Raw genomic sequence first — 16,682 nt, forward strand, 5'->3', positions numbered from 1 at the left:
GCTCACCTTGGGGCGCCCTCGGCATGCGATCGATTACCTCCGAGGTAATGGGCGTCATTTTCCCGCGTGCTAGGGTCGACGCGCGATGACGAGCTCACACCCGCCGATCGGGGGTCTCCTGCGCGAGTGGCGCCAGCGCCGTCGAATGAGCCAGCTCGACCTCGCCTGCGAGGCCGACATCTCGACACGCCACCTGAGCTTCCTCGAGACCGGCCGCGCGCAGCCGAGCCGCGAGATGGTGATCCACCTGGCCGAGCGCCTCGATGTGCCCTTGCGCGACCGCAACCAGCTCCTCGTGGCGGCGGGGTACGCGCCGCTCTATCCGGAGCGCAGCCTCGGCGATCCGGCGCTCGCGGCGGCGCGCAGGGCGGTCGATCTGGTGCTCGCCGGCCACGAGCCTTATCCGGCGGTCGCCATCGATCGGCACTGGACCCTCGTCGCCGCGAACGGCGCGATCGGCCCATTCCTGGCTGGCGCCGACGCCGCCCTCCTCCAGCCCCCGATCAACGTGCTGCGCCTGAGCCTGCACCCAGGCGGCCTCGCGCCGCGCATCGAGAACTCGCCCGAGTGGCGCGCGCACCTCCTCGCCCGCCTGCGCCGTCAGATCGACGTGAGCTCCGATCCCGCCCTCGTGACGCTCCTCGAAGAGCTCATCCGCTATCCATCGCCGGAAGGATCGAGGCGCCCCGAGCCCGCCCGCGAGCCCGACCCGGTCGCCGTCGCGGTGCCGCTCAGGCTCAGGACGGAGGACGGTATCCTGAGCTTCCTCAGCACGACGATGGTCTTCGGCACGCCGATCGACGTCACCCTGTCCGAGCTCGCGGTCGAGTCGTTCTTCCCCGCAGACCAGGCGACCGCGGAGGCGCTGCGCGCGACGGCGCGACGCCGAGGACAAGGGCCGTCCGCCGAGAGATCCCCTCGGATCCCGCTCTGAGGGCGCGCGCCGCGCACGCGTCGACGAGCCGTGCACGGCCCGCTCCCCCTGAGAAGCGCTAGGAGCGCTGCCCGCGCGTCGCGATGAGCAGCGCCGGGAGCGCTACCGGTGCATCGCGATGTCGTTGCGCGGAAAAGGCTTGATGCGCCGGGTCTGCCGCCCAGTGGACGGGATGGTCTTGGTCCGCCCGGGGGATCGCGTGGGCCGCACGGAGGGCTTCTTCTTCGAGGTCGACCGCGAGGCCTCGCTGCTGGGCGCGCTCTCGGGCTGCGCCGCAGCGGCCTGGACGGGCTCCTGGAGCTCCGGCGCGAGCAGCGGCCGGGGTGCCTCCACGACGCTGGCGAGGAGCGTCGACTCGGTCGAGCTCGCCAGCCCGGCGCGGGGAGCGACGGCGGCGAGCGCGGCGCTGTCGGCAGCGGGCGCGGTGAACCGGACGCCGAAGAACAGGCTGGCGCCGGCCAGCACGGCGCCGATCGCGGCGGCCGCCGCGAGCCGCGCGGATGGCCTCTTGCGCTTCTTGCGGCTCGACGCCGAGCCCAGGACCGCCGTCGTGCCGTCGCCGCCGTCGTCCTCGCAGAGATCCGCCTCCACGACCGGTATCGACGGGGACGTCATGACAGGGTTGCGCCGGGTGACCACGCCGTCCTGCGAGCTCACGGGCGGGGCCTCGACCACGCTCTCCACAGCCGCGTCCCCGGCCGCCGGAGCCGGCGTCTCGGTGCCCCACTTGCGTGACGACAGCGCACGCTCCAGCGCCTCTGCCATCTCCTTCGCCGACCCGAAGCGCGCGCTCGGATCCTGCTGCAGGGCCTTCGCCATCCATTCGTCGACGGCGGCTGGCACGTCGATCCGGTGCGCGCTGGGGGGCGTGAACCGCCCCCTGTGCACGGCGAGCGTGAGCGCCGCGAGCGTCTCTCCGGAGAACGGGGTCCGCCCCGTCATGGCATGGTAGGCGACGACGCCGAGCGACCAGAGATCCGCACGGAAATCGAGATCCCTCGGGCTGACGAGCTGCTCTGGGCTCATGTACAGCGGCGTCCCGACCACGTTCCCCGTCGAGGTGACCCGCAGGTCCCGGACCCGCTTGGCGATACCGAAGTCAAGCACCTTGACGAAGCTCTCCCCGTCCACCTGGGTCAGGAACAGGTTGTCCGGCTTGATGTCGCGGTGGACGATGCCGAGTCGGTGCGCCTGCCCGAGCGCCTTGGCCGTCTGCGTCACGATACGCGCCACCTCGCCGAGCGGCAGCCGGCCCTGGCGGCTGATACGGGTCCTCAGGTCGTCGCCGCGGAGGAGCTCCATCGCGATGTACGGCATGCCCTCCGCGGTCAAGCCGTGATCGAGGACCTGCGCGACGTGCGGGCTCGTGATCTGCGCCGCGGCGACCGCCTCTCGCCGGAACCGCTCGACGTAGCCCGGGTCGTCCGCGTACTCGGGCGACATGAACTTCACGGCCACCTGAGCCTTCAGCGGAAGCCTATCCGCGACCCAGATGCTCCCCATCCCGCCGCGCCGGAGGATGCGCACGAGCCTCAGCGAAGGCGTCACCATCTGTCCGGTGTGCAGGGGCATACCTCTGCTACTCCTTCTCGCACAGGCCCGAGCCGGTGGTTCCGTCAGCTCCAGCCGAAAACTCGCCCGAATGGCGTAAATAGATCACTACGACGCCTTCATTGCCTCTGCAAGAGAAACAAAGTGCTCTCCGCCACGTGAGTCGCGTCAGTCGCGTCAGTCGCGTCAGTCACGTCTGCGCGCGTGTCGCGCACCCGCGCACATTGAAGCCAACCTGTCTCTTACATCTCTTACATCCCCCAGGAGCGCAGGGGCCACGGAGCGCTCCTGTGCGATACGGCCACATGGACGGATATCCGCCGTGCGCCGGTGTCGGCGCATGAGCGCATGCCGAGCGCCACGCTCATCCGGCCGATCGAAAGCACCCGTCGTCGCGGGCGGTGACGCTGAACAACGGAGTTGAAGGTAGGTTACCTGATGAACAGGTGGGGAGCCCGGGAACAAGCGTGCGTGTCGTACGGCCATGGCTCGCGATCCGCTGCGGCTTCATCCATGGGCTCACCTCGCCGCGCCAGATGAGCCCCCCGGGGCGCGAGGCTCAACACCTCTTGACTTCGAAAAAAGTCTTTCATTTTACCTCCACAACCACCGTTCGGGCAGCATGGAGGGCGGCGCTCGTGTCTTCATTCTTCATCCTTCATCCAGGGCGGGAATCTCGAGGACGGGGCGAGACCCATTGGGGTGTCGGCATCGTCCGACATCGGAGGGCGGGCCTGTCCGGAGCTCCACCCGCGCGGGGCGCTCGCGCTTCCCCGGATCACGCGCCGCGACAGGCGGGTTGTCTTCTAGAGGAGGATTGAAGCCTCTCGTCTTCTGGATGCCGGCTCACTGAAAGAGTTCACCCAGCCGAGGACGGCCTGGACACCCGCGGAGCTCCCGCGTACGCCGGCGGAGGAAATCCAGCCGCGCCGAGGCTGAAGCAGAGGCGTAGGGGTGCGATAAAAAATGAAGCGCGGGTGTCATCCATGGTTGCGTCTACGCGCGCAGGCGTAGAATCGCCGGAACCATGAGCCGATCCCCCTCCGACAAGGACGCGCACAAAAAGGCAACGGTCAGCCCCGTGCCGTCGCGAGGGACCCCGCCGGAGACGATCCCGTCGCGCGCCAGCAGCAGCAGCGCCCTGCCGTCAGCGCCGCCTCCGACACGCACCAGCGCCGGCAGCGGCAGCGCCCTGCCGCCGGCGCCCGCATCGAACCGCGGGGGCAGCACCCTCCCGCCTCCTCAGCAGCACGCGCCGCCGCCGGCGCGCGGCAGCCACTTCCCGGCCGACGCGCGCGTGCGGCGAGATCGGCCGAGCGTCCCGCTCTCTCCGCACGGCGTCTATGCGTCGCAGGAGGCGCGCGGCTGGCGAGAGCGGCCGACCGCCGCGGCCGCGGCCGCGGCGCGCAGCGGCTACACCTTGCAGGATCCGTTCGACCGGTGGGACCCGCCCGAGGGCTCCCCCGCCCCGCCCGCGACCCAGCCGCCCGAGCCGCCGAGCTCGCGTGTCCCGGAGGGGTCGCGCCACGACGACGCCGGCCGTGGCCACGCGCCGGCGTCGTCGCCGGCCAGGCGCACGGCGACCGGCGGGCTGCCCGCGCATCAGCCCGCGCCGCCGGCCAGGTCGACCGCGGGGCGCGAGCCGCAGCGGCTCCACGAGCCGCACGGCGGGGGCCACGACCCGTACACGCCCATCAACCAGATCCTCGGCTACACGCGCCTGCTCGTGGCGTCGCTGCAGGGCAAGGTCGCCCCGCAGCACATCGAGGACATCCGCAACATCGAGCTCGCGTCGCGCAAGCTGCTCACCATCGTGCAGGCGATGGAGAACGGCGACGAGGACGCGCCCTCCAGCGTGAAGGTCAGCATCCCCTCCCCGCACGAGGAGCCCGCGGTCCACGCCGAGATCGAGGGCAGCGGGCGCGGCACCATCCTCGTGGTCGACGACAGCCGAGGCAACCGCGACGTCCTCTGCCGGGTGCTGCAGAACAACGGCTACCGCACCGCCTCCGCCGAGGACGGACCCCGCGCGCTCGGGCTCGCCGCGCGCGAGCGCTTCGACGCCGTGCTGCTCGACGTGAACATGCCCGGCATCAGCGGCCTCGGCGTGCTCTCCGCGCTGCGCCAGAGCCGGTCGCAGGCCGAGCTCCCCGTGATCATGGTGACGACGCGCGGCGCGAGCGAGGACGTCGTCGAGTCGCTCAAGCTCGGTGCCAACGACCATGTGACGAAGCCGATCGACTTCGACATCCTGCTCGGGCGGCTCGACACGCAGCTCACGCTGAAGCGCTCGCGCGAGCAGCTCTCGCAGCTCGCGGCGGAGCTGTCGGTCAAGAGCGAGTTCATCCGCAAGACGTTCGGCCGCTACCTGAGCGACGACGTGGTGAACCGCCTGCTCTCCTCGCCCGAGGCCCAGCTCCTCGGCGGCGAGGAGCGCGAGGTGACCATCATGATGACGGACCTCCGCAGCTTCACGACGATGACCGAGAGCATGCCGCCCGACGTCGTCATGCGGCTGCTGAACGGCTACCTCGGCGAGATGGCGCGCATCATCGTCGCGCGCGGCGGCACGATCATCGAGTTCATCGGCGACGCGATCCTCGCGCTCTTCGGCGCCCCGTTCCCGGCGGGCGACGACACCCGCCGCGCCGTCGCCTGCGCGCTGGAGATGCAGATCGCGATGGACGCGGTGAACGAGAAGAACAGCGCCGAGGGCCTGCCGACGCTGCAGATGGGCATCGCGCTCAACACCGGCCCCGTCGTCGTCGGCAACATCGGCTCCGAGGCGCGCACGAAATACGGCGTTGTCGGCGCGCAGGTGAACCTGACGTCCCGCATCGAGTCGTGCACGGTGGGCCGCCAGATCCTCATCGCGGACACCACGCGCCGCGCCGCCGGCGTGGGGCTCCTGCTCGGTCAGAGCCACGCGCTGGCCGTCAAGGGGTTCTCGAACCGCGTGCTGGTCCACGAGGTGCTGGGCCTCGACAACCCCGAGCGGCTCTACCTGCCCGAGCGGCGGGTCGAGATCCTCTCGCTCTCGTCGCCGCTGCCGGTCGTCTGTGCGCGCCTCGCGGGCAAGCGGGTGGAGGGCGAGCCGCAGTCCGCCTTCATCCTCGGGCTCTCGCCCTTCGGCGCCGTGCTGCGGATCCATCCCCGGCCCGCGCCCTTCACGAACCTCCAGATCCACCCGTCCGGCGCGCTAGGCGAGCAGCTCGGCGGGGAGCTGCACGCGAAGGTGATCGAGCTCGACGCGCGCGCCGACGACGTCGTGCGCATCCACTTCACGTCGTCGCCGCCGGGGCTCGCGGCGTTCGTTCAGAAGCTGCACCGCGCCGAGGCGTAGCGGCTCGCCGCCGTACAGGCAGGCTCGCGTCCGGGTGTGCGGGAGGTGCTGCCGAGCCGCCCGGCCCCCGGAGAGGGGGCCCGTCGCGTGAGACCTGGGACGAACTCGCGCTCTCCCCTGGTGCCGGGGAGCGGACGACAGGCCGACTCAGGGGCTCGTGGAAAAGAGCGAGAAGGCGATCTCTGGGGCGCTCTGCGGGAGCCTGTTCGTCAACAGGCATGTCGTTCACCTCGAACCCGTCCTCCTGAAGCGGCCGTATCGGCTCGGCGACCGGTTCTCCTCGCATCCGAGGACATCGACCTGCGTGTACCCCACGGCGACGCCCTCCTGGGAGAGCACCTTTGCTTCGAACAGGCGCCTCGCCTACGCTCCGCCCTCGCAGCGCAACACGGCCCCTTCACGCGGCCCCCCACACCGAGGTAGCAGACGCACATGCGTTCCCTGACCGTCGCGGGCCCTGCGGGCGCGCTCCACATCGTCGATCATCCGGCCACGGGCGCTCCTACCGCCGCGGGCGCGGGCCCCTCGAGCGAGGCGCTGCCGGTCGTGCTCGTGCACGGCATGGTCGGCCACGCCGGCTTCTGGGAGGCGCCGCTCGCGCACGTCGCCGGCCGGCGGCGCGCGGTGGCCATCGACCTCCGGGGGCACGGCGCGTCGGAGCCCCCGCCCGACGCGGACTACGCTCCCTCCGCGTGCGCGACCGACGTGCTCGCGGTCCTCGACGCCCTGGCGCTCCCCCGCGTGGCGCTCGTCGGCCACAGCTATGGCGCGCTCGTGGCGCTCGCCGTCGCGGCCGCGCATCCGGAGCGGGTCGCGCGCCTCCTGCTCGCAGACCCGCCCCGGGATTTCACGCAGATCCCGGCGGAGGTCCAGGCGCAGCACTTCCCGCCCTACCTCGCCGCCCTCGCGGCGGACGGCTGGCGTGACACCGCCGTTGCCACCTTCAGCGAGGCGCTCGCCGGCAGCACGCCCGCGACCCGGGAGACGGTGCTGGCGCGCGTCGCCGCCACGCCGCACGACCGGATGCTCGGCATGTCCCGGCACTTGCTGGAGTTCGAGGCGGTGAACGCGCTGGACCGCTACCTCGCCGCTCCGGGCGCCCGCGCCCACGCCATCCTCGCCCCCTCGAACGCATGGCCGCAGAGCCTCCACGCGCTGAGGCCCGCGCTGACGGCCGTCGTGCTGCCGGAGACCAGCCACTGGCTGATGCTCGACGCGCCGGCGGCGTTCGCCGCCGAGCTCGAGGCCTGGCTGGACGCCGCCTGAGCCCGGGATACGGCGCTCCCGCTCTCCGGCTCAGCTCCGCCCTCGCTTCCCCGCGGCGAGCTCGCCGAACCGCTCCAGGTAACCGCCGAACCGGTCCAGCACCTCCCGCTCGGTGAGCCCGAAGTCGTCGAGGGCGTAGCGATGGACCCCGCAGCGGTGCTGCGGGTGCTCGCGCATCCACCCCTCGATCCGCGCGGCGACAGCGCCGTCGAACCCGAGGCCGAAGCGCTCGTGGATGCGCCGCACCAGCCCGGCGGGATCCGCGGTCAGCTCCTCGTAGCTCGCGTCGAAGAACCGCGCCGGGTCGAGCCGCGCGCGGGCCTCGAGGAAGCGGTCCATCATGGCGCCGAGCAGCTCGAGGGCCCCCGGGCCGACAGCGCGCGGCTCGACCCGCCGCTGGTGCATCGCGCGCGCGGCCGCGGCGAGGCTGCAGAACGACGGGACGACCCGGAGCGGATCGCGGTGCGTCATCACGATGCACGCGTCCGGATACACCTGCAGGAGCGCGGCGATCGCCGGCAGGTGGAAGGGAGACTTGAGCACCCAGCGCCCCTCGGGGCGCCCCCATTGCAACACCTGCAGCTGGCGGCGGTGATGCTGGTAGTCCGGGACGAGGTCCTGCGCGAGCGCCCACCTCCGGTACGACGGCGTCTCGGCGCGGACACAGGGGAGAAGGGTGTTCTGCATCAGGAACACGCACTCTTCCGGGCCGTCCGCCGAGAGCTCGTGGATGGTGGCAAAGATCGGACAGACGGCGTGCGCGAAGCGGACGCGGCGCCTCGCCGCCGCGCGCCGGGGGTCGCGGGCCTCGTCCTCGGGATGGACCGGCGGCGACGGCGCCTGGAGCCGCCAGAAGCGCGGCGCGTGCGCGTCCGGGTGCAGGATCATCAGGTTGTGCAGCAGCGTCGTGCCGGTCCGCGGATAGCCGACGATGAAGACCGGGCGCGGCGTGCGCTGCTCGGTGATCCGCGGCTCGCGCCGCACGTCCTCCCGCAGCAACAGGCGATTCGCGATCTGCCGCTCGATCTCGTCGCCGAAGCCGAGCCTCCCGAGCAGGGCCAGATCGGCCTCGTCCTCGAGCGAGGCGGAGAGGACCCGCAGCCCCTCCCAGAACCAGCCCTCGCCGGGATCGGTCAGGCCCGTGTGCCGCCGGGCGCGCTCGAACAGGACATCGACGTCCAGGGGAGCGAGCGCGCGCAGGGCCGAGCGCCCCATCCGCGCCCCCACCGCGTTGAGCGCGCGAAACGGCATCGACACGCGGTACGGATGAGGGGTCGATCGGGTGGGTCCGTGCATGCGCCGCCCTCAGGGTAGGCGCGCGCGGCACGGAGGGATAGCGCCGAACGGGCGGGCGCACGCGGGCCACGCGGCGGCTGCACCACGAGCGCATCCGATCCTTTTCGGCCGGGCGCTCCGGGCCCACACTGCCGCCATGCACGACGACAGCGCCCCCCGGCACTCCGCGCTCACCAAGAAAACGCTGGCTCACTACGACGATCACGCCCTGTCGTTCTGGGAGGGCACGCGCGATCACGACGTCTCGCAGAACCGCGCCGCGCTGCTCGCGGCCCTGGAGGGGGCAGGCCCGTTCACGATCCTCGATCTCGGCTGCGGCCCCGGGCGCGATCTCGCGGCGTTCCGGGCCGCGGGGCACAACCCTATCGGCCTCGACGGGTCCGCGCGGTTCGTCGAGATGGCGCGGCGGCACGCGGGCTGCGAGGTGCTCCACCAGGACTTCCTGCGCCTCGACCTCGAGGCCGGGCGCTTCGACGGGATCTTCGCCAACGCGTCGCTGTTCCACGTGCCGAGCAAGGAGCTGCCGCGCGTGCTCCGCGAGCTCCACGCCGCGCTCCGCCCGCGCGGCGTCCTCTTCAGCTCGAACCCGCGCGGCGACGATCGGGAGGGGTGGTCGGGCGACCGGTACGGCTGTTATTGGTCGCTCGAGCGGTGGCGAGAGCACGTGACTGCCGCCGGGTTCGAGGAGATCGAGCACTACTATCGACCGGCGGGCCGGCCGCGCGAGCAGCAGCCGTGGCTGGCGACGGTGTGGCGCAAGCGCTGAGCCCTCGGCGCGAGCAGCTTGCAGCCAGCTTGCGGTCAATCGCCCCGAAGCGGGCGGAGACGCGCGGGCGCCCGCGGTCAGTGCGCCCTGATCACCTGCGGGCGCGCGGGCGTGCGGGCGGTGGAGGCGCGGGGCGCGGGCCCGCGGATGACCGCCGGGCCCAGCGCGACGATCACGAGGGCCAGCGCCACGACGAGGGCGAGGCCGCCGCGCAAGGTGAGGCGGTCGGAGACAAGGCCGATGGCCGGAGGGCCGACGAGAAAGCCGCCGTACGACAGGGTGGCGAGCGTCGCCAGCGCCTTGCCGGGCGCGACGCCGGGGGCGCTCGCCCCGGCGCGGAAGACCAGCGGCACCACGACGGACAGTCCGGCGCCCACGCACCCGAACCCCAGCAGCATGGCGACGGGGGCGTTGGCGAGCAGCGCCGCGCCGAGCCCGCCCGCGACGACGACCCCGGCCGCGCGCACGACCCGATCGGCGCCGAAGCGCTGCGTCAGCCCGTCCCCGGAGAACCGCCCGAGGAGCATCGCAAGCGAGAACGCGGCGTAGCCGGTCGCCGCGAAGGCCGCGGTGGTGTGGAGCTCGTCGCGGAGGTAGACGGCCGACCAGTTGGCCATCGCGCCCTCACCCACGGACGAGCAGAAGGCAACGAGACCGAGCAGGAGGAGCCCTGTCGAGCGTGCGGCCCCGGGGCCGGCCGCGGTCGCGGGCTCGGGGCGCGCGTCGGCCGAGAGCGCCCCGCCCTCGCGCGCGACGGCCGCGGCGATGACGGCGGCGACGGCGGCGAGGTGCGCCGCGGGCGACAGCGCCCGGTCGGCCGCGAGCGCGCCAAGGGCCGCCCCGATCAGCCCGCCGAGGCTGAACATGCCGTGGACCGAGGCGAGGATGGGCCGACCGGAGCGCCGCTCGACCTCGACGGCCTGCGCGTTCATCGCGACGTCCATGAGGCCGTTGCACACGCCGAGCAGCAGGAGGGCCGCGACGAGCGCGGCGAAGGAAGGGGCGAGCGCGGGCAGGGGCAGCGCCGCGCACAGGAGCAGGGCCGAGACCCGGGTGATGCGCCGGCTCCCGAAGCGGGCGACGAGCGGCCCTGCGGCGCGGAAGGCGAGCATCGCGCCGCAGGCGAGGCCGAGGAGGGCGAGGCCGAGCAGGCCGTCGCGCAGCCCGAGCCGCTCGCGGACCGCAGGGACACGCGCGGCCCAGGACGCGAAGGCGATGCCGTTCGCCACGAACATGATCGAGACGGCGCGGCGAGCGCGCGCGACGTCGTCGACGAGCGAGAGGGAGGCGCCCATCACAGCACCCCCCGCGCAGGACCAGACGAGCCGCTGGCGCACAGCCGCGGCCCGGGGAAGGCCGTCCAGAGGACGGCGGTCAAAGCTGGAGGCTCCCCGGAAGGTTCGTGCATTTTCGTGAACATCAGGGAAAGATCTTGGGGCCGGATTGGACCGGAGCAAGCAACTTCGTGCACAAACAGGAACAACCGTGCAAAACAACGCAGACACCTCCGGCCTGATGGTGGCCGAGCGGCGCCAGCATATTCTCGCGGTACTGGAACGTGACGGGAAGGTGGTGGCGGCAGAGCTGAGCCGTGCCTTCGGGGTCTCGGAGGACACGATCCGGCGCGATCTGCGCGAGATGGCGAACGAGGGGCTCTTGCAGCGGGTTCACGGCGGCGGCCTGCCGGTCTCGCGGGTGAACCCGAGCTTCCCTGCGCGCGAGCGGGAGCGGCCGAAGGCCAAGGAGGAGCTCGCGCGGGCCGCGGCGACCTTGATCAAGCGGGGTCAGGTCGTGTTCATCGACAGCGGGACGACCAACGTGGCCGTGGCGCGCCACCTCCCGCGCGATCTCGAGGCGACGGTCGTGACCAACAGCCCTCCTGTCGCCATCGCGCTCTCGGAGCACCCGCGGGTGGAGGTGGTCCTGCTGGGCGGGCGCGTGCGCAAGGACCCGCTGGCCGCCGCCGACGGGGTGACCATCGCGGGGGTGCGCCAGATCCGGGCGGACCTCTGCTACCTGGGGGTGTGCACGCTCGATCCCACGTTCGGCGTCACCACGCTGGATCTCGACGAGTCGTACGTGAAGCGGGCGATGGTGGAGGCCTCGGCCGAGGTCGTCGCGCTGTTGACCGCGGACAAGCTGGGCACCGTGTCGCCGTACGTGGTCGCGCCGCTGAGCGAGCTCACGTGGCTCTTCACCGAGCGCGGCGTGTCGAAGGAGGCGCTCGCGCCCTACCGGGCTGCCGGCGTCACCGTCACGCAAGACCTCGAGGCCGAGCCCGCCTGAACCAGCCGGTCAGAGAGCCTGCCACGACGTCCAGGAGGCGCAGGCTCGCGCTGGCCATGCCGATCTCGAGGTGCCTGGACGCCCTCGCTCATTTCACGACGACCTTCGCCGTCGTGAACTTGACTGTCCCGCTGTTGTTCTGGGACTCGACCAGCAGCTTGACCTCGTGCAGGTTCCCCAGGGGAAGGCCGAGCGCTTCCCACTTGGTGAAGTGTTCGGAAACGGAGATGGTGCCGCACGTGCGAGCCGTCCGCCGGATGCTGAAATACTGATCGAACGTCTCGCTATTCCCCGTGATGGCCGGCTTGTTCACGCGGGTCTTCTTCCACACGTCGTAGGTCTCGCCATCGGCGGTGAGCGTGCCAACCTCGTCGCGCGGCGTCCCGTCGGAAGAAAACCCTGCCGGCTTCACGCTCCCCCAGTCGTCGAGGATGTAGAACTCGCGCAGCGGGTTGACCGTCCAGCCGTAGATACCGATGTACGTCAAGCCGCCGTTCTCCTCCGTCTTGGTATGCGCGAACTCCGCCGAGAAGGTGCCGATCTGGGCGTGCTTCCGGGTCTGGTTGAAGTCGAGCCCGACGCGCGCCAGGAAATCCTCGACGTTGTTCCATTTTGCGCTGAACGCGGCGTCGACGCCGTGCACGGTCATGCAGCCCGTCCCGCTTCCCTCCGCCCAGAGCTCATAACCGTAACCATTGCCCGCATTGCCTTTGCTGTTCGAGCAATACTCCCTGCCTCCGGTCAGGGGGGTCGCCGGCGGGCAGGTGTTCGCGCCGCTGCCCGTGGACCCGCCTTCGCCGGTGGACCCGCCGCCGCCGTCGCCGGGGGAGCCACCTCCACCCGTCGCTCCGCCCGCACCAGGGAGCCCGCTGCTGCTGCTGCTGCTCGCGCCGCCGCTCCCCGTGACGCCTCCGGAAGTAGCGCCCGCGCCCCCGGCGCCCGGTTGACCACCGCCTCCGTTCCCGCTGGTGGATCCTGCGATCGATCCGCCGCTCCCGTCGTCTTCCTTCCCCTCCCCGGAGCCGGAACAGCCCGTGAAAGCCACGGCAGCGAGGCAAGCGGCAAAAGTACCCAGCGACCAACGCGACGGAGCGAGAACCTTCATGGTTGGAGCATGCCAGGGGATGCACAGGATGATCAAGGGAGGCGAACCGCTGGAAGGGCAGCTCGTCGTCGGGTCGCCGCATCGGGCAGAAGTTTCCAGACCCGCGCGAACATCCCGTGCCATGCGCTGCTCGACGCGGGAGGGCTGAAGGTCGACGGCGTGCCCTCCACGAAGCATCCATCGTGGCGCGGTGATATGTCGCACGCCGAGGTCTGTGTCCGAAGAGAGTGCTCTCCGCTCTAAGGCACCGTGTCTCGTCGGGAAATCGACGAAGAGCGGAAGTTGGCTATCTTCGCGTCGACCTCGGCGGACGACAGGATCGCGTCCTCGGCGAAGTACACCCAGTCGACATCCTCGTGGTACGTCCGCGAGCTGCCCTTTGCCGCATCGAGCTCATCGTACCAGAGGTTGAAAAAGATGAATTGATCCACCTCTGGAGCGTACATGGAGCCGTGCGTCGCGCGATGCACCCCATCGATGGTATAGCTGATGGACGTGCCGGTAACCTGGAGAACGAGCGTGTGAAAGCCGTTGAAGTTCGCGGAGACCAAGCTCGAGAGGTTCACGTCCGACGTCTCCCACGACGTCAGCCACATCGTGCTCGTGTTGTCCTGGCCCCAACCGCCGTTGGGCATGTACTCGAAATCCTGCTCCGAGTAGTCCGGGTCGCCGACGGCCCACTCGGTCAAGGTGAAGAAGGTCTCGACGGGCTTGTCGGCGTAAAAACGCGCGCCGGACAGCGGGGTGTCGTTGAACTTGACCCTGGCAGCGTAGGTGCCGAAGCGGAACTTCTGGGCATGGGTGATCACCTCGGCCTGCGAGGTGGTCGCTCCGGTGCCGCTCGTGCTCGCCTCGAGGCGCATCAGCTTGTTCGTGGAGCTCTGCGGGTCAGCGACCAGCGAAACGTTGGATTCCAGCCACGCCGCGTCGCTCACCCCTGGCGCCCCCGACCAGCTCCGCAGCGACCACCAGCTCTTGAAGTTGGCGTCGCTGGTCCCGTTGTAGCTGAAGTCGTCGAAGAACTCGGCCGTGACCGCGCTGCCGGCCCGGGTCGTCGCGCTCGCCTCATTGGATGCGGCAGACGCGCCGCCCGCATTCAGGGCCGTGACTTTGTAATAGTAGGTGGTCGACGCGGCCAGGCCGGTGCTGTCATAGCCGGTAGAGGTCACGCCGCTGGCGATCTGGTTTCCCGTGCCAGGCGTGAAACCCGACGTGGTCGATCGGTAGACATCATAGCTCGTCGCACCGCTGCTCGCCGCCCAGCTCAGGGAGATCGCGCTCGCGCTCGACGCCGTGGCCGTCAGGGAGATCGGCGCCGGAGGCGGCGACACGCTGCCGCTCGGCGGCGTACCGCTCCGCAGGCCGCCCGTGGGCGCGGAGCCGGCGTCGTGCACGGTGATACGGCCAAAGTTGGAGAAGGCCGTCTGGTTTCCATACGAGTAATCGTCGGTCTCGACAACGTTCGTGTCGAACTCGATCCCGAGGTCGATCGGCTGGATCGTCGCCCCCGCAGCCAAGCTCCCGGCGGCGCTGGTGAAGCCGATCTGCACGTAACGATCGGCGCCTGTATAGGACACCGTCCCGGTTGTCAGCGTGATTCGGCTGCAGTCCGAGCTCCACCACCAGCACGCCGGGGTCACCGTCGTCGCGCCGTTCTTCGTGAACCAGTAGCGCAGGACGATGCTGCTCAGAGGTATCGGGGCAGCGGTGTTGTTGCGGATTGTTATCCCGGCCTCGATGATGGTGTCGTTCGGCGCGGCGGCGTCATAGTTGCGGTACTGAACGGTAAAGTCGCTCGTCCCGGCGGAACTACCGCTCGAGTGACCGCAAGTCGAGAGCGCGACGAAGATGCCCAAGCACGCGAGGCGGAGGGCACGAGCCCGCAAGAAATCGGCCATCCCTTCGAGGAGCGTCACACGTGTGCGCCGGCCGGTCCGTCTCATCTGCTCGACAGCATGTAGATATCTCGAGTTCATGATTGTCAATCGTGCTCCTTTCACGCCCGCATCGCGCGACATCGCCGAGCCGCGGTCGACTCCGAGCCTCGCGTCGAGCGGCGCACGCTGTGGTTGTCGATCCGAGACTGCACCTGCGGAGGACTCCTGCCGCCGCGCTCCTGCGCTCCGTGGAGCGTGCTGATCGTCTCGCGGGCCGATCCGCCGTCGCCCGGTCTGGGCGCGACGGCCGCCTCCAAGGACGTTCAAGCACGGTGCGTGCCAGCGCTGAGCAGCCCCGAATCGGGCTTCGAAGCGACAGGCTCAACGGAGCATTGCCGGGAGTGCGTACGAGGGCGATCCCGGCGATCCTTCGGATCCCGGCGATCCTTGGGGTGCGATGGGCCTCGCGTGACGTCGGCGCGGAGGCCTGCTGAGATGGCAGCATGCCTCCGCTGAGCGACGACGATGCCGCCTCCACCGAACTCCTGCCCGGGCCGGTGCGCCCCGCCGCGGCCCCGGCCGAGAGCTTCGCCCTCTCCGTCATGGCGGGCCCGGACGAGGGCCGCCGGTTCACGGTGGCGCCGGGGCTGCCCTCGCGCGTCCTCGCCGGCACGAGCCCCGCCTGCGACATCTCCCTCACCGATCGCCTCGTTTCGCGCCGCCACGCCGCCTTCGAGCTCGCGGGCGCCCGGCTCCGCGTCACCGACCTCGGATCGACGAACGGCACCTTCGTCCAGGGGATCCGCGTCGGCGACGCGTACCTCCAGGGCAGCGAGCTCGTCCGGATCGGCGAGACCGTGCTCCGCGTCGAGGCGCTCGGCGTCATGCAGGCGGCCGAGCTGTCGCCCGCCGTGCAGTTCGGCAGGCTCCTCGGCGCCAGCGAGGAGATGCGGCGGCTCTATCCGCTGTGCGAGCGCATCGCGGCCTCGAGCGTCCCCGTCGTCATCGAGGGCGAGACGGGGACCGGCAAGGAGGTGCTCGCGGAGGCGCTCCACGAGCAGGGGCCGCGGGCGGCCGGGCCGTTCGTGGTCTTCGACTGCACCGCGGTGCCGCCGACGCTCGTGGAGTCGGCGCTCTTCGGGCACGAGCGCGGCGCCTTCACCGGCGCGAACGAGGCACGCCGCGGCGTCTTCGAGGAGGCGCACGGCGGCACCCTGCTGCTCGACGAGATCGGCGATCTCGACCTCAGCCTGCAGGCCAAGCTGCTGCGCGCGATCCAGCGGTCGGAGGTGCAGCGCGTCGGCTCGAACCGCTGGATCCGCGTGGACATCCGGGTGCTCGCGGCGACGCGGCGCGATCTGGAGCGCGAGATCCAGGCGGGGCGGTTCCGGGACGATCTGTTCTTCCGGCTCGCGGTGGCCCGGATCGAGCTGCCGCCGCTGCGCAAGCGGCGGGGCGACGTCACGGTGCTCGCGCACCACTTCTTTCGGCAGCTCGCGGGCCGCGGCGCGCTCTTCCCGCAGGGGTTCGGCGAGCGGCTGGAAGACTACGACTGGCCGGGCAACGTGCGCGAGCTCTACAACGCCGTGGCGCGGCGCGTGGCGCTCGGAGACGCCGCGCCGATCGAGATCACCCGGGCCGGACTGGCCTCCCCGGGCGCGCCGGCGCCGCCCTCCACGCGCGGCGGCGCAGAGCCCGGGACATCCGGCGACATCGTCGAGGAGATCCTCGCGCTGAACCTGCCCCTGCCGCGCGCGCGGGAGCGGATCGTCGATCACTTCGAGCGGCGCTACGTGCAGCGCGTCCTCGCGCAGCACGGGGGCAACGTCAGCAACGCGGCGGCCGCGTCGGGCATCGCGCGGCGGTACTTCCAGATCCTGCGCGCCCGGCGCTCCACCTGACGCCCGCGGCGCCGGCGCGCGGGACGAGAGGCGCGCGACAGGCCGCGGGCTAGCTCCAGGCGGCCCGAGAGCGCCGGATCGCCGGGGGCGATCCAGGAGTTCCCACGCTCGCGATCGAGGCGATCGCGGTGCGATCTCCCCGATCGCCCACGCGCGCCCCCGGCTCGCCGGGCGCGATCGCCGCGCTTCGGCTCCAGGAAGAGGTCAGCGACGGGCTGCCCCGACGCCGCGCGCCCATCGTCGGGGCCATGATCACGACTGGTACATCGCTTGCTCTTCCCTGAAGCAGCAGCGCAGTTGCATCGGGCCACGACGACCCGGCCGCGCTCGGTACCACGATGTCCCCATCAACGGGTG

11 protein-coding genes are annotated in these 16,682 nt (G+C 71.3%); 6 read left to right on the forward strand and 5 right to left on the reverse strand.

Going from position 1 to position 16,682, the window contains the following annotated elements:
- Positions 1-85 precede the first annotated feature (85 nt).
- Positions 86-934, forward strand: coding sequence for a helix-turn-helix domain-containing protein (locus WMF11_RS22230; protein ID WP_437978818.1), 849 nt, complete (start codon positions 86-88; stop codon positions 932-934).
- A gap of 102 nt (positions 935-1,036) precedes the next feature.
- On the opposite strand, the gene WMF11_RS22235 is transcribed toward WMF11_RS22230, so the two are convergent.
- Positions 1,037-2,506 carry a protein kinase domain-containing protein gene (locus WMF11_RS22235; RefSeq protein ID WP_437910501.1) on the reverse strand — a complete coding sequence of 490 codons (1,470 nt, stop codon included), beginning with the start codon at positions 2,504-2,506 and terminating at the stop codon, positions 1,037-1,039.
- A 1,006-nt stretch (positions 2,507-3,512) separates the two neighbouring features.
- Here WMF11_RS22235 and WMF11_RS22240 point away from each other — a divergent pair.
- Together WMF11_RS22240 and WMF11_RS22245 are read left to right on the forward strand one after the other, a co-directional pair.
- The gene (locus WMF11_RS22240) at positions 3,513-5,828 is read left to right on the forward strand and encodes an adenylate/guanylate cyclase domain-containing protein (RefSeq protein WP_437978819.1); all 2,316 of its coding nucleotides are present in this window, start codon (positions 3,513-3,515) and stop codon (positions 5,826-5,828) included.
- Positions 5,829-6,260: 432 nt separating this feature from the next.
- Positions 6,261-7,094, forward strand: coding sequence for an alpha/beta fold hydrolase (locus WMF11_RS22245; protein ID WP_437978820.1), 834 nt, complete (start codon positions 6,261-6,263; stop codon positions 7,092-7,094).
- Between the two features lie 30 nt (positions 7,095-7,124).
- Here WMF11_RS22245 and WMF11_RS22250 read toward each other — a convergent pair whose 3' ends face one another.
- Positions 7,125-8,390: a sulfotransferase family protein gene (locus WMF11_RS22250; RefSeq protein ID WP_437978821.1), complete on the reverse strand. Its 1,266-nt coding sequence runs from the start codon at positions 8,388-8,390 to the stop codon at positions 7,125-7,127.
- A 136-nt stretch (positions 8,391-8,526) separates the two neighbouring features.
- Here WMF11_RS22250 and WMF11_RS22255 point away from each other — a divergent pair, with 136 nt between their 5' ends.
- Complete coding sequence (locus WMF11_RS22255) at positions 8,527-9,156, forward strand: class I SAM-dependent methyltransferase (RefSeq protein WP_437978822.1); 630 nt, start codon at positions 8,527-8,529, stop codon at positions 9,154-9,156.
- A gap of 77 nt (positions 9,157-9,233) precedes the next feature.
- Here the strand turns inward: WMF11_RS22255 and WMF11_RS22260 are convergent, their stop codons facing one another.
- Entirely contained in the window at positions 9,234-10,451 is a 1,218-nt protein-coding gene (locus WMF11_RS22260) for an MFS transporter (RefSeq protein WP_437978823.1), read from the reverse strand.
- A gap of 190 nt (positions 10,452-10,641) precedes the next feature.
- Here WMF11_RS22260 and WMF11_RS22265 point away from each other — a divergent pair, with 190 nt between their 5' ends.
- Positions 10,642-11,442 (forward strand): DeoR/GlpR family DNA-binding transcription regulator, encoded by an 801-nt coding sequence (locus WMF11_RS22265; RefSeq protein ID WP_437978824.1) that lies wholly within the window; start codon positions 10,642-10,644, stop codon positions 11,440-11,442.
- Between the two features lie 88 nt (positions 11,443-11,530).
- On the opposite strand, the gene WMF11_RS22270 is transcribed toward WMF11_RS22265, so the two are convergent.
- Both WMF11_RS22270 and WMF11_RS22275 read right to left on the reverse strand, forming a co-directional pair.
- Positions 11,531-12,547: a glycoside hydrolase family 11 protein gene (locus tag WMF11_RS22270; protein WP_437978825.1), complete on the reverse strand. Its 1,017-nt coding sequence runs from the start codon at positions 12,545-12,547 to the stop codon at positions 11,531-11,533.
- A 239-nt stretch (positions 12,548-12,786) separates the two neighbouring features.
- Positions 12,787-14,445, reverse strand: coding sequence for a cellulose binding domain-containing protein (locus WMF11_RS22275; RefSeq protein ID WP_437978826.1), 1,659 nt, complete (start codon positions 14,443-14,445; stop codon positions 12,787-12,789).
- 482 nt (positions 14,446-14,927) lie between these two features.
- On the opposite strand from WMF11_RS22275, the gene WMF11_RS22280 reads away from it, so the two are divergent.
- Complete coding sequence (locus tag WMF11_RS22280; protein ID WP_437978827.1) at positions 14,928-16,325, forward strand: sigma 54-interacting transcriptional regulator; 1,398 nt, start codon at positions 14,928-14,930, stop codon at positions 16,323-16,325.
- Positions 16,326-16,682: the final 357 nt, after the last annotated feature.

Origin of the sequence: Sorangium sp. So ce295, assembly GCF_051527405.1 — a bacterium.
In the GTDB taxonomy this organism is placed as follows: Bacteria; Myxococcota_A; Polyangia; order Polyangiales; family Polyangiaceae; genus Sorangium; species Sorangium cellulosum_B.

Excerpts from the sequence above, each read along its gene's own strand:
- WMF11_RS22245 (WP_437978820.1), top strand. The coding sequence starts at position 6,261 with ATGCGTTCCCTGACCGTCGCGGGCCCTGCGGGCGCGCTCCACATCGTC.
- WMF11_RS22275 (WP_437978826.1), bottom strand. The coding sequence starts at position 14,445 with ATGGCCGATTTCTTGCGGGCTCGTGCCCTCCGCCTCGCGTGCTTGGGC.
- WMF11_RS22255 (WP_437978822.1), top strand. The coding sequence starts at position 8,527 with ATGCACGACGACAGCGCCCCCCGGCACTCCGCGCTCACCAAGAAAACG.
- WMF11_RS22260 (WP_437978823.1), bottom strand. The coding sequence starts at position 10,451 with ATGGGCGCCTCCCTCTCGCTCGTCGACGACGTCGCGCGCGCTCGCCGC.
- WMF11_RS22250 (WP_437978821.1), bottom strand. The coding sequence starts at position 8,390 with ATGCACGGACCCACCCGATCGACCCCTCATCCGTACCGCGTGTCGATG.
- WMF11_RS22235 (WP_437910501.1), bottom strand. The coding sequence starts at position 2,506 with ATGCCCCTGCACACCGGACAGATGGTGACGCCTTCGCTGAGGCTCGTG.
- WMF11_RS22280 (WP_437978827.1), top strand. The coding sequence starts at position 14,928 with ATGCCTCCGCTGAGCGACGACGATGCCGCCTCCACCGAACTCCTGCCC.
- WMF11_RS22240 (WP_437978819.1), top strand. The coding sequence starts at position 3,513 with ATGAGCCGATCCCCCTCCGACAAGGACGCGCACAAAAAGGCAACGGTC.
- WMF11_RS22270 (WP_437978825.1), bottom strand. The coding sequence starts at position 12,547 with ATGAAGGTTCTCGCTCCGTCGCGTTGGTCGCTGGGTACTTTTGCCGCT.
- WMF11_RS22230 (WP_437978818.1), top strand. The coding sequence starts at position 86 with ATGACGAGCTCACACCCGCCGATCGGGGGTCTCCTGCGCGAGTGGCGC.